Raw genomic sequence first — 12,913 nt, forward strand, 5'->3', positions numbered from 1 at the left:
TTTATTGTTATTTACATAATTCGGCATCATGATTGATGATATTTCATATCATGGATTTATGATTAATGTCCGCAATAAACAAAAACAGCGCCAGGCTACGTGATGAAGAGCGTGCGCGTCTAATCTGGCTGCTGACCACTGATAAAGCCATCATTTCAACATTATTGGGTAAGCTTACCCTGGCTGAGCAATATGACGTCGGCACGTTAGCCGACGATATTGCTGAGGTAGGGGCTCTGGTGGCGCATTTGCCGCCACCCGATCTGGCCGATACCCTCGAAGCACTGCCCTCCGAAGAGCGTCACGCCCTGTGGCGACTGGTCGAAAGTGAAAAACGCGGCAACGTCCTGCTTGAAGCATCAGAAAATGTGTGGGATGACCTGATCGACGAGATGAGCGACCGCGAGCTACTGGATGCGCTGCAATATCTCGATATCGACGAACAGATTTATCTGGTACAGCATTTACCCCGTAACCTTACCGGTCGACTGCTGGCATCATTGCCTGCTGAAGAGCGGGCGCGCGTACGTCAGGTGCTGCACTACGAGAAGAATCGCGTCGGTGCGATCATGGAGTTCGAAGTCATCACCGTACGTCCGGACGTGACGCTGGAAGTGGTGCAGCGGTACTTGCGGCGGCTGGGAAAAATGCCGGAGAACACCGATAAACTCTTCGTAACCGATCGCAATAAAGTGCTGGTGGGTGAACTGACGCTAACCTGTATTCTGCTCAATGACGTGCAGCGTAAAGTCAGCGAAGTGATGGAGGATGATCCGCTCACATTTTCTCCGGAAGATATCGCCGAGAATGCTGCGCGTACGTTTGAACGTGACAACCTGGTTAGTGCTGCGGTGGTTGATCCCTCAGGCAAACTGATGGGACGCTTAACCATCGATGAGATCGTCGACGTGGTTTATGAAGAAACCGATACCGATCTGCGTCGAATGGGGGGCTTAAGTGCCGAAGAGGATGTATTCGCTCCGGTCACTAAAGCGGTAAAAACCCGTTGGGCGTGGCTGGCAATTAATCTCTGTACCGCTTTTATCGCCTCGCGGGTAATCGACGGTTTCGAGCACACCATTTCACAACTGGTGGCGCTGGCCTCGCTGATGCCCATTGTGGCAGGGATTGGCGGTAATACGGGTAATCAGACCATCACCATGATTGTCCGGGCGCTGGCGTTGCAGAATATTCAGCCCGGCAACCTGACGTTTCTGATCCTGCGTGAGATGGGGGTAGCGCTGATCAACGGCCTTGTCTGGGGCGGCATCATGGGCGGCATCACCTGGTGGCTGTACGATGATATGGCGCTGGGCGGCGTGATGACCCTGGCGATGATGCTCAATCTGCTGATGGCGGCGCTGATGGGCGTTATCATTCCGATGACGATGGTGAAGCTCGGGCGCGATCCGGCGGTCGGCTCCAGCGTCATGATTACCGCTATCACCGACACCGGCGGATTCTTTATTTTTCTGGGTCTGGCGACGCTGTTTTTGATGTAGACGCCCGTTTCCTACTGACGATGCGCGGCAGTATCAACATCGTGATCACGCCGGCAACCACGCCAATCGCCAGGTTGCCGGTAGAGACTGTCGCGGCGACGGTAACCAACATTGCCAGCGTTTCGGTGACCGGCATGTTGGTCAGCGTCGCGGGTCGGATGCTGTGCCAGCTAAACGTTTTTACCGCCACAATCACCATAATTCCCGCCAGTACTGACATTGGTATCTTTGCCATCACCTCGCTGAGTGCGGTGACGAGCAGCAGCAAGACCAGGCTGGCGGCAAACGTGGAAACACGGCTGCGAGCTTTCCCCATCTCAACGTTGACAATCGTTTGACCGATCATCGCGCATCCGGCGATGCCGCCATAAAAACCGGCCAGGATATTGGCTACGCCCAGTCCGGTGCTTTCACGGTTTTTATTCGACGGGGTGACCGTCAGGTCGTCAACCAGTCGGGCAGTTAATAGCGATTCCATCAATCCAACAAAAGCGATGCTCAGCGCGCAGGGCCAGATAATGGTTAACGTTTGCAGGTTGAGTGGTACAAGTAACTGCGTCAAGCCCGGCAGACCGCCGCTCATTGAACCTTCGTCACCGACGGTCGGTAACAGTTGCCCGCTGGTGACAGTGAACACCGTCAGCAGCACGATAGCGATCAGCGGCGCGGGGATGGCTTTGATAAACCGCGGAACCCACAGCACAATCAGCAGCGTCAGGACGAACAGCCCCCAGATTAACGGGCTGTTTCCCCAGAAATGCGGGACCTGGGCAAAGAAAATCAAAATACCCAGCGCATTGACAAATCCTGTCATCACGGCCGTGGGGATGAACCGCATCAAACGCGCCATTCCTGACACACCAAACAGGATCTGAATAATCCCGGCCAGCACTACCGCAGGCAGGATGTACTGCACGCCGTGTTGATGCACCATCGGGCCAATGACTAATGCAACCGATCCTGCAGCGGCGGTAACCATTGCCGGACGCCCACCTAAAAAGGACATCGCCAGGCACAGTACGACCGAGGCTATCAAGCTGACTTTCGGATCGACGCCAGCAATAACGGAAAAAGAGATCACTTCCGGGATCAGCGCCAGGGCGGTTACCACACCGGCCAGCGTTTCACGAACCAGCAGGCGGGGGTGGCGTAACACGGTGTGGGTGGTGTGTTCTGCCACCGCGGCAGGGGAAGAGTGTGTTGCAGACATAGTTACTCTCAGGTCAGAAAAGGCCTGATGACAGCAGACCGACAGGCATCCGTGCGGTGAATAGCAAAGCGCAGCATAGTACCCGTCTGACGGGGAGGTTTCCAGAAATGATTGTCAATAACCATATAAAGAATCAACGTATTAATAACATTTTTAAAATTTAAATATAATTTATAAACAATATTTAATTATTTTTACTTAAGTGTTACCGTTGTTACCGCTCGATTTTCACCTGCATAAAAAGCAAAAAGCGATACTAAAAGTAAGGCATTAACATTATGAAAAAAGTGACTGCCATGCTCTTCACCATGGCTGTAGGGCTGAATGTTGTCTCGATGGCAGCAAAAGCGAAAGCGGCGGAAGAGCAGGAAACGGATGTACTGTTGATTGGCGGCGGCATCATGAGCGCCACACTGGGAACCTATTTACAGGAGCTGGAGCCGCAATGGTCAATGACCATGGTAGAGCGACTGGATGGCGTTGCTCAGGAAAGTTCAAACGGCTGGAACAATGCCGGAACAGGCCACTCCGCACTGATGGAACTGAACTACACGCCTAAAAAGGCTGACGGTAGCATCAGTATTGAAAAGGCAGTCGAAATTAACGAAGCCTTCCAGATTTCCCGCCAGTTCTGGGCGTATCAGGTCAACAACGGCGTGATGCATGAACCCCGCTCGTTTATCACCACTGTTCCCCATATGAGCTTTGTCTGGGGCGACGAGAACGTGAATTTCCTGCGTGCCCGTTACACGGCACTCCAGCAAAGCACCCTGTTCCGCGGTATGCGCTACTCTGAAGATCACGCGCAGATTAAAGAATGGGCGCCTTTGGTTATGGAAGGTCGCGATCCGAAACAGAAAGTTGCGGCAACGCGTACCGAGATCGGTACTGACGTGAACTACGGTGAAATTACGCGCCAGTTGATTGCATCGTTGCAGAAAAAAACCAACTTTGCGCTGCAACTGAGCACCGAAGTTCGCGGCTTTAAGCGTAACGCGGATAATAGCTGGACGGTCACGGTTGCTGATCTGAAAAACAATGAAGCGGAACACGCTATTAAGGCGAAGTTTGTCTTTATCGGTGCCGGTGGCGCTGCCCTGAAGCTGTTGCAGGAAACCGACATTCCGGAAGCGAAAGGCTATGCCGGATTCCCGGTTGGCGGGCAGTTCCTGGTGGCGGAAAACCCTGATGTGGTCAATCGTCATCTGGCGAAAGTGTATGGTCAGGCCTCCGTTGGTGCGCCGCCGATGTCCGTACCGCACATTGATACCCGTATTCTGGATGGTAAACGCGTAGTGCTGTTTGGGCCGTTCGCAACCTTCTCCACTAAGTTCCTGAAAAACGGTTCATTGTGGGATCTGCTCAGTTCTACCACCACGTCGAACTTTATGCCGATGGTTAACGTAGGTCTGGATAACTTCGATCTGGTCAAATATCTGGTAAGCCAGGTGATGCTCAGCGACGACGATCGTTTTGCCGCGCTGCAAGAGTACTATCCACAGGCGAAAAAAGAAGACTGGCGTTTATGGCAGGCAGGCCAGCGTGTGCAGATTATCAAAAGTGATGCGGAGAAGGGCGGCGTTCTGCGTCTGGGAACCGAAGTGGTCAGCGATAAAGAAGGCACCATTGCTGCGCTGCTGGGTGCATCACCGGGGGCATCAACCGCGGCACCGATCATGCTGCATCTGATGGAAAAAGTGTTTAAAGATAAAGTTGCCAGCCCGGAATGGCAGGCGAAGCTGAAAACGATTATTCCGTCTTATGGCACGAAGCTGAACGGCAACGTTGAGGCTACGGAGCAAGAGCTGCAATACACCAGCGAAGTACTGGGTCTGAAGTACGATAAACCGCAGGTTGCTGATGAAGCGCCGAAACCACAGCTACAACCTCAGGCGCAACCGCAGCCTGAGCAGAAAGCTGTGGCGGATATCGCGCTGTAAAAAAAGGCCGGATGGCGCTGCGCTTATCCGGCCTACTTCTACTTCATGCGTCTGTATGCCGGATAAGGCGGTACGCCGCCATCCGGCACATTCTCACTTATCGCACGACGGCGTCCTGAATTTTATCTTCTGCTTTCCAGATGCGGTATTTCACCTCCACGTTTTCCGGGGTGTAAACCACAATCGGTAATTTGCTGTTGTAACGCAGCATACCGTCTTCACCCAGATACGCGGTGATGAATTTCTTCTCTTTCTTGCCGTCCGGGCAGGCCATCATGGTTGAAACCGGAGACGTAACTTTGTCGAATACATAGTAGTCATAACCCCAACCTTCCAGCGTTTTGCTGTCCAGTTCTCCGCCAAGGCGATGTTTGTTGCAATCAACTTCCAGCGTTTGTCCGATCAGCAGTTCTACTTTCAGAGTAGATTCATCTTTCTCAGGAGTAAGCTGAATAACCTGACGCTTCATTCCCTTGTCCGCTTTAGGATAAGGGGCGACTTTTTCCAGCGGCTGAGCGCTGGCATCGGTGGTTGTCGCCCACACAGAGGTGCTGGCGAAGGCGGCAAGGAGTACGGCAGGGACAATTGTCTTCATCTTATTGTTCACAGTGTTTCCTTTCTTCTGTCTTATGAACGTATCAAGGGCAGGTTAGCATATTCATATCGTCTATTAATCTAAATTTACTTATATTTTAAGTGCATTAATTAAAGGTTTATAATTTGTGTAGCGATAAATACCAGGAATTATCTTAATTGTGAGATTATTCTCTGTTTTATGTTTTCGCTATATAATTGATTATATAACTCATTGAAATGTGAGCAAAAGCGCACTTTTTCCCGCCAACTCAACACTCTTTTGATCCGGCAACAGCATTTACCCCAATTGGGGTATGCACCTCAAACACATCCTGAAATATCTTACGGCTAAAAATAACTACTCATAAATAGTGCGTTTTTTATTGTCGTTCAACCCGCCGAGGGAGAGCGTCATTATGGAAGGACAATGTCATGGTTGATTTATCCCGTCGAGGCATGTTGACAGGCAGTTGGCGTAAAGCCAGCAATGGGATTCGTCCGCCGTGGAGCATGGAAGACTCACATTTTCTGGCTCATTGCCTCCGTTGTGACGCCTGCATCCAGGCGTGTGAAACCGACATCCTGCAGCGAGGCCAGGGCGGTTATCCAGGCGTAAATTTCAAACACGGCGAATGCAGCTTTTGTTACGCCTGCGCAGAGGCCTGCCCCGAATCACTTTTTCTTCCGCGCCACACCAGGGCATGGGATCTGAATTTTTCGATCGGTGACAACTGTCTCGCGCATCAGTCCGTTGAATGCCATCGCTGTCAGGATAGCTGTGAACCCATGGCCATAACCTTTCGTCCCACGCTGTCCGGTATTTATCAGCCACAGCTCGACAATCAGGCATGTAACGGATGCGGCGCGTGTGTCGCTATCTGTCCGGTATCAGCCATTAATGCGGAGTACAACCATGGACACTAACTGGCAGGTCTGCAGCCTGATCGTTCAGGCCAAAAGTCAGCACATCAGTGATATCGCTACGCAGTTACGTTCGTTTCCGGGTTGCGAAGTTGCTCTCAGCGATGTGGAAAGCGGTCAACTGATTGTGGTGGTGGAAGCAGAGCACAGTGAAACGCTAATGAAAACAATTGAGTCAGTGCGCAACGTTGCGGGCGTACTGGCGGTGTCGCTGGTTTATCACCAGCAGGATGAGCAAGGTGAGGAAACACCATGAAACTCAGTCGTCGTAGCTTTATGAAAGCTAACGCCGTTGCGGCCGCTGCGGCGGCTGCCGGGTTAAGCGTGCCGGGCGTAGCCCGTGCGGTAGTCGGTCAGCAAGAAGCGATCAAATGGGATAAAGCCCCGTGCCGTTTTTGCGGTACCGGTTGTGGCGTATTGGTAGGCACTCAACAAGGGCGTGTTGTGGCATGTCAGGGTGACCCGGATGCGCCGGTTAACCGTGGGCTCAACTGCATCAAAGGTTACTTCCTGCCGAAAATCATGTACGGAAAAGACCGTTTAACGCAGCCGATGCTGCGCATGAAAGACGGCAAATATCACAAAGAAGGCGAATTCACCCCGATTAGCTGGGACCAGGCCTTTGATGTGATGGAAGAGAAATTTAAAACCTCTCTGAAAGAGAAAGGGCCAGACGCTATTGGTATGTTTGGCTCCGGTCAGTGGACCATCTGGGAAGGCTACGCTGCCGCAAAACTGTTCAAAGCCGGTTTCCGTTCGAACAACATCGATCCGAACGCGCGTCACTGCATGGCGTCAGCCGTTGTGGGCTTTATGCGTACCTTTGGTATGGATGAGCCGATGGGCTGTTATGACGATATCGAGCATGCGGATGCTTTCGTCCTGTGGGGCGCTAATATGGCGGAAATGCACCCGATCCTGTGGTCGCGCATCACCAACCGTCGTCTGTCCGATCCTAACGTCAACGTCGCCGTTCTCTCTACCTTCCAGCATCGTAGCTTTGAGCTGGCGGATAACGGCATCGTCTTTACGCCGCAAAGCGACCTGGTGATCCTCAACTACATCGCAAACTATATCATTCAAAACAATGCGATAAACCAGGACTTCTTTAGCAAGCACGTTAACCTGCGTAAAGGGGCGACGGATATCGGCTACGGTCTGCGTCCAACCCATCCGCTGGAAAAAGCGGCGAAAAACCCGGGTTCTGATGCCTCGGAACCGATCAGTTTTGAAGAGTACAAAGCGTTTGTTGCGGAGTATACGCTGGATAAAACTGCAGAAATGACCGGCGTGCCAAAAGATCAGCTGGAACAGTTGGCGCAGTTGTATGCCGATCCTAAGAAGAAAGTCATCTCCTACTGGACGATGGGCTTTAACCAGCATACCCGTGGCGTATGGGCTAATAACCTGGTCTATAACCTGCACCTGCTGACCGGTAAAATTTCTCAGCCAGGCTGCGGCCCATTCTCGCTGACGGGTCAGCCTTCCGCTTGTGGTACCGCGCGTGAAGTCGGGACCTTCTCTCACCGTCTGCCTGCGGATATGGTGGTGACGAACGAAAAACACCGCGATATCTGTGAAAAACACTGGAATATTCCGGCGGGGACCATTCCGGCGAAAATCGGTCTGCATGCTGTGGCGCAGGACCGCGCACTGAAAGATGGCAAGCTCAATGTCTACTGGGTGATGTGTAACAACAACATGCAGGCTGGGCCGAACATCAACGAAGAGCGTATGCCTGGCTGGCGCGATCCGCGCAACTTTATCATCGTTTCCGATCCGTACCCGACGGTCAGTGCTCTTGCGGCCGACCTGATCCTGCCAACAGCGATGTGGGTAGAGAAAGAAGGGGCTTACGGTAACGCCGAGCGCCGTACTCAGTTCTGGCGCCAGCAGATTAAAGCACCGGGCGAAGCGAAATCTGACCTGTGGCAGATGGTGCAGTTTGCCCGCCGATTCAAAACGGAAGACGTCTGGCCGGAGGAACTGCTGGCGAAGAAACCCGAGCTACGCGGTAAGACGTTGTATGACGTGCTGTTCGCCACGCCAGCAGTAACGAAATTCCCGGTCAGCGAACTGGCTGAAGATCAACTGAACGATGAATCTCGCGAACTCGGTTTCTACCTGCAAAAAGGTCTGTTCGAAGAGTACGCCTGGTTTGGTCGCGGACACGGACACGATCTTGCACCGTTCGATGATTACCACAAGGCGCGCGGGTTACGCTGGCCAGTGGTCGATGGTAAGGAGACTCAGTGGCGCTACAGCGAAGGCAACGATCCGTACGTGAAGGCTGGAGAAAGCTACAAGTTCTACGGCAAACCGGATGGGAAAGCCGTTATCTTCGCGCTGCCATTTGAACCGGCGGCTGAAGCACCGGATAAAGAATACGATCTGTGGCTCTCCACCGGTCGCGTGCTGGAGCACTGGCATACTGGCAGCATGACGCGCCGCGTGCCGGAACTGCACCGTGCGTTCCCGGAGGCGGTACTGTTTATCCATCCGCTGGATGCAAAAGCGCGCGATCTTCGCCGTGGCGACAAGGTCAAAGTGGTATCCCGTCGTGGTGAAGTGATTTCGATTGTTGAAACACGCGGCCGCAACCGTCCGCCTCAGGGGCTGGTGTACATGCCGTTCTTCGACGCCGCACAGCTGGTGAACAACCTGACGCTGGATGCGACGGATCCGCTCTCTAAAGAGACGGATTTCAAGAAGTGCGCTGTGAAACTGGCGAAGGTGTAACGCGTTATGTCCCGGTCAGCAAAACCCCAAAATGGCCGCCGCCGCTTCCTGCGCGATATGGTTCGCGCAGCAGGCGGGCTGGCTGTCGTTGGCGTGGCGCTGGGGTTGCAACAGCAAACCGCACGCGCAACCGGCGTGCGGCTGCGCCCGCCTGGGGCTCTGAGTGAAGACGCATTTGCCAGCGCCTGTGTGCGCTGTGGCCAGTGCGTCCAGGCCTGCCCGTATGACACGCTGAAACTGGCAACGCTGGCCTCCGGGCTGGCGGCCGGAACACCCTATTTTGTCGCTCGCGACATCCCCTGCGAAATGTGTGAGGACATCCCGTGCGCCAAAGTCTGCCCCAGCGGCGCGTTGGACAGGGAAATTGCATCCATTGACGATTCGCGTATGGGACTGGCGGTTCTGCTGGATCACGAAAACTGCCTCAACTATCAGGGACTACGCTGCGACGTTTGCTATCGCGAGTGCCCGAAAATCGATGAGGCTATCACCCTGGAGCTGGACCGCAACATGCGTACTGGTAAGCATGCGCGGTTTATTCCGACCGTGCACAGCGATGCCTGTACTGGCTGTGGGAAATGCGAAAAAGTCTGCGTACTGGAGCAGCCGGCAATAAAAGTGCTGCCGCTGTCGCTGGCGAAAGGGGAGTTAGGACACCATTACCGCTTCGGTTGGCTGGAGGGGAACAATGGCAAATCGTAAACGTGATGCGGGGCGTGAAGCACAAGCGAAAAAAGGGTGGTGGAAGAGCCATCGCTGGCTGGTGTTGCGTCGCCTGAGCCAGTTCCTGGTTCTGGCGATGTTCCTCAGCGGTCCGTGGCTTGGCGTGTGGATCCTGCATGGTAATTACAGTAGCAGCCTGTTGCTGGATACCATTCCGTTAACCGACCCACTCATTACCCTGCAAAGCCTGGCCAGCGGGCACCTGCCAGCAACAGTCGCGTTAACAGGGGCCGCCATTATTACGGTTCTGTATGCCCTTGCAGGTAAGCGACTGTTTTGCAGTTGGGTCTGCCCGATGAATCCGGTGACTGATTTGGCGAGCTGGCTGCGCAGAAGGTTTGACCTGAATCAGTCTGCGACCCTGCCGCGCCATATACGGTACGTCCTGCTGGTGGTTATCCTGGTCGGTTCTGCCCTGACAGGAACGCTGCTGTGGGAGTGGATAAACCCGGTTTCTTTGCTGGGACGTAGCCTGGTCATGGGCTTTGGCAGCGGTGCGCTGCTTATTCTCGCGCTGTTTTTATTTGATTTACTGGTCGTTGAGCATGGCTGGTGCGGACATCTCTGCCCCCTGGGTGCGCTGTATGGCGCATTGGGCAGTAAAGGTGCAATAACCGTATCAGCAAAAGAACGTAAGAGATGTAACCGCTGTATGGATTGTTTTCATGTTTGCCCGGAACCGCATGTGCTACGTGCGCCGGTGCTGGATGAGCAAAGCCCGGTGCAGGTGACCAGTCGCGATTGCATGGCCTGCGGTCGCTGTGTGGATGTCTGTTCTGAGGATGTTTTTACAATAACGATACACAAAATCATTTGAGATGCATCGCGGCGGCAAGCGAGAAATTCCCCAGGAGCATAGTAACTATGTGACTGGGGTTTCGGAGCGCAGCCAACAAAGAGGCAGCTTAAAGGATGAAGTGTAAATGCGATGGAGTTCGGGAGCGAAACAATGAAAAGCCATGACCTGATTAAAGCGCTGAGTCAATGGACAGCCGCGCTGGCCCTGGTAGTCAGTGGGGCCGTTTGGGCTGCAAACGGAGTGGATCTGAGCCAGTCACCGGAGGTCTCAGGGACACAGGAAGGGGCGATTCGCATGCCGAAAGAGCAGGAGCGTATGCCGCTGAATTATGTGAATCAGCCACCGATGGTTCCGCACAGTGTTGACGGTTACCAGGTGACGACCAATACCAACCGTTGCCTGCAGTGTCACGGTGTTGAAAGCTACCGCACCACCGGTGCACCGCGCATCAGCCCGACGCACTTTATGGACAGCAACGGCAAGGTACTGGCTGAAGTCGCCCCGCGTCGTTACTTCTGTCTGCAGTGTCATGTCCCGCAGGCTGACGCCGCGCCGATTGTTGAAAATACCTTCACCCCCTCGAAAGGTTACGGGAAATAAGAGGTCATTATGGAAAATTCTAACCGTAAACCAGGCTGGATTAAGCGCGTCTGGCAATGGTGGCGTCGCCCCAGCCGTCTGGCGCTCGGCACGCTGTTGTTAATCGGCTTTGTGGGCGGCATTATTTTCTGGGGCGGCTTTAATACCGGTATGGAAAAGGCCAATACTGAAGAGTTCTGCATTAGCTGTCACGAAATGCGCAACACGGTATACCAGGAATACATGGAAACCGTACACTACAACAACCGCAGCGGTGTGCGCGCGACTTGCCCTGATTGCCACGTCCCTCATGAGTGGGGGCCGAAAATGATCCGCAAAATCAAGGCCAGCAAGGAGCTGTACGCGAAAGCACTGGGGTTAATAGATACACCGCAAAAATTTGAAGACCACCGTTTATCGATGGCGCAAAATGAATGGCGGCGTATGAAAGACAATAATTCGCAAGAGTGTCGGAACTGTCACAACTTCGAGTTTATGGATTTAACCGCCCAGAAAGGCGTAGCGGCTAAAATGCATGATCAGGCCGTGAAAGAAGGGCAAACCTGTATTGACTGCCATAAAGGGATAGCGCACAAACTGCCTGATATGCGCGAAGTCAAACCGGGCTTTTAACAGGATGTAAATAATCAGGATGCTTGAGGCCAGAGAACTGCTCTGCGAGCGAGATGACAGAATACTGTTTAGCGATCTGTCATTTCGCGTCAATGCAGGGGAATGGGTACAAATTACCGGGAGCAATGGCGCAGGGAAAACCACCCTGCTGCGGTTGCTTACCGGGCTGGCTCGTCCTGACGCCGGAGAGGTTTGCTGGCAAGGGAAATCGCTGCACCAGGTGCGGGACAGCTACCATCAGGAACTACTGTGGATCGGACATCAGCCGGGGATAAAAACCCGGCTTTCGGCGTTGGAGAATCTGCGATTTTTCCATCACGATGGCGACTGTCTGGCGGCACTGGCGCAGGCAGGGCTTGCCGGATATGAAGATATTCCTGTTAATCAACTCTCCGCCGGACAACAGCGGCGCGTGGCACTGGCTCGCCTCTGGCTGACCCGCGCGCGACTGTGGATCCTCGATGAACCCTTTACGGCAATTGATGTGCACGGCGTTGAGCGACTGACTCAGCGCATGGCACAGCATACAGAGCAGGGTGGTATTGTGATCCTTACAACGCACCAGCCTCTGGGTGTTGAGACCGGTAAAGTTCGACGTATTGCGCTGACCAGCGAGAGGGCCGCGCAATGATGTGGCAAATCTTCCGTTTAGAACTGCGGGTTGCGTTCCGTCATAGCGCAGAGATCGCCAATCCGTTATGGTTTTTCCTGATCGTTATCACGTTGTTCCCTCTGAGCATTGGGCCGGAGCCACAGCTGCTGGCGCGCATCGCACCGGGCATTATCTGGGTTGCCGCATTGCTGGCCTCATTACTGGCGCTGGAACGTTTATTCCGGGATGACTTACAGGATGGCAGCCTCGAACAATTGATGCTGCTGCCATTGCCGCTACCAGCCGTGGTGCTGGCGAAGGTGATGGCGCACTGGGTTGTAACCGGTTTGCCGCTGCTGATCCTCTCGCCGCTGGTGGCATTGCTGCTGGGAATGGATATGTACGGTTGGCAAATTATGGCGCTGACGTTGCTGCTTGGAACGCCGACGCTGGGTTTTCTCGGCGCGCCGGGCGTGGGATTGACGGTGGGGTTAAAACGCGGTGGCGTGCTGTTGAGCGTGCTGGTACTCCCGCTAACCATTCCATTGTTGATTTTTGCGACCGCTGCGATGGACGCCGCCTCGATGCACTTACCCGTTGAAGGGTACATGGCGATTCTTGGCGCGTTGCTGGTAGGAAGCGCCACGTTAAGTCCCTTTGCGACGGCGGCGGCGTTACGTATCAGCGTGCAATAGCGCA

At 53.8% G+C, this 12,913-nt stretch carries 13 protein-coding genes; 11 read left to right on the plus strand and 2 right to left on the minus strand.

Going from position 1 to position 12,913, the window contains the following annotated elements:
• The first annotated feature begins 65 nt into the window (after positions 1 to 65).
• Positions 66 to 1,502, plus strand: coding sequence for a magnesium transporter (gene mgtE / locus FDX24_RS14775; protein WP_048211119.1), 1,437 nt, complete (start codon positions 66 to 68; stop codon positions 1,500 to 1,502).
• Here mgtE and FDX24_RS14780 read toward each other — a convergent pair.
• Positions 1,465 to 2,712: a SulP family inorganic anion transporter gene (locus FDX24_RS14780; protein WP_137364529.1), complete on the minus strand. Its 1,248-nt coding sequence runs from the start codon at positions 2,710 to 2,712 to the stop codon at positions 1,465 to 1,467. The two genes, mgtE and FDX24_RS14780, sit on opposite strands and share 38 nt — an antisense overlap.
• 278 nt (positions 2,713 to 2,990) lie before the next feature.
• Here FDX24_RS14780 and mqo point away from each other — a divergent pair, with 278 nt between their 5' ends.
• Positions 2,991 to 4,652 (plus strand): malate dehydrogenase (quinone), encoded by a 1,662-nt coding sequence (mqo, locus tag FDX24_RS14785; RefSeq protein WP_137364530.1) that lies wholly within the window; start codon positions 2,991 to 2,993, stop codon positions 4,650 to 4,652.
• Positions 4,653 to 4,749: 97 nt separating this feature from the next.
• On the opposite strand, the gene eco is transcribed toward mqo, so the two are convergent.
• Complete coding sequence (eco, locus tag FDX24_RS14790) at positions 4,750 to 5,247, minus strand: serine protease inhibitor ecotin (RefSeq protein WP_048212557.1); 498 nt, start codon at positions 5,245 to 5,247, stop codon at positions 4,750 to 4,752.
• Positions 5,248 to 5,660: 413 nt separating this feature from the next.
• Between eco and napF the strand changes: the two genes are divergently transcribed.
• From napF to ccmB, 9 genes are all read left to right on the plus strand, one after another.
• Positions 5,661 to 6,152, plus strand: coding sequence for a ferredoxin-type protein NapF (gene napF / locus FDX24_RS14795; RefSeq protein WP_061068192.1), 492 nt, complete (start codon positions 5,661 to 5,663; stop codon positions 6,150 to 6,152).
• Entirely contained in the window at positions 6,142 to 6,405 is a 264-nt protein-coding gene (gene napD, locus FDX24_RS14800) for a chaperone NapD (protein WP_121584834.1), read from the plus strand. The genes napF and napD overlap by 11 nt, the downstream gene beginning before the upstream one ends.
• Positions 6,402 to 8,888, plus strand: a complete 2,487-nt coding sequence (napA, locus tag FDX24_RS14805; RefSeq protein ID WP_048211124.1) for a nitrate reductase catalytic subunit NapA — start codon at positions 6,402 to 6,404, stop codon at positions 8,886 to 8,888. The genes napD and napA overlap by 4 nt, the downstream gene beginning before the upstream one ends.
• A gap of 6 nt (positions 8,889 to 8,894) precedes the next feature.
• A complete protein-coding gene (gene napG, locus FDX24_RS14810; RefSeq protein ID WP_048211125.1) occupies positions 8,895 to 9,590 on the plus strand; it encodes a ferredoxin-type protein NapG in 696 nt (231 codons plus the stop codon).
• Entirely contained in the window at positions 9,577 to 10,428 is an 852-nt protein-coding gene (gene napH / locus FDX24_RS14815) for a quinol dehydrogenase ferredoxin subunit NapH (RefSeq protein ID WP_048211126.1), read from the plus strand. Before napG ends, napH begins: the two co-directional genes overlap by 14 nt.
• 132 nt (positions 10,429 to 10,560) lie before the next feature.
• Complete coding sequence (gene napB / locus FDX24_RS14820; RefSeq protein ID WP_048212558.1) at positions 10,561 to 11,010, plus strand: nitrate reductase cytochrome c-type subunit; 450 nt, start codon at positions 10,561 to 10,563, stop codon at positions 11,008 to 11,010.
• A 9-nt stretch (positions 11,011 to 11,019) separates the two neighbouring features.
• Complete coding sequence (gene napC, locus FDX24_RS14825; protein WP_005129332.1) at positions 11,020 to 11,622, plus strand: cytochrome c-type protein NapC; 603 nt, start codon at positions 11,020 to 11,022, stop codon at positions 11,620 to 11,622.
• 13 nt (positions 11,623 to 11,635) lie between these two features.
• Positions 11,636 to 12,253, plus strand: a complete 618-nt coding sequence (gene ccmA, locus FDX24_RS14830; RefSeq protein ID WP_213083786.1) for a cytochrome c biogenesis heme-transporting ATPase CcmA — start codon at positions 11,636 to 11,638, stop codon at positions 12,251 to 12,253.
• The gene (gene ccmB / locus FDX24_RS14835; RefSeq protein WP_005129323.1) at positions 12,250 to 12,909 is read left to right on the plus strand and encodes a heme exporter protein CcmB; all 660 of its coding nucleotides are present in this window, start codon (positions 12,250 to 12,252) and stop codon (positions 12,907 to 12,909) included. Before ccmA ends, ccmB begins: the two co-directional genes overlap by 4 nt.
• The last annotated feature ends 4 nt before the right edge of the window (positions 12,910 to 12,913 follow it).

The organism is Citrobacter sp. wls716 (genome assembly GCF_005280975.1).
In the GTDB taxonomy this organism is placed as follows: Bacteria; Pseudomonadota; Gammaproteobacteria; order Enterobacterales; family Enterobacteriaceae; genus Citrobacter; species Citrobacter youngae.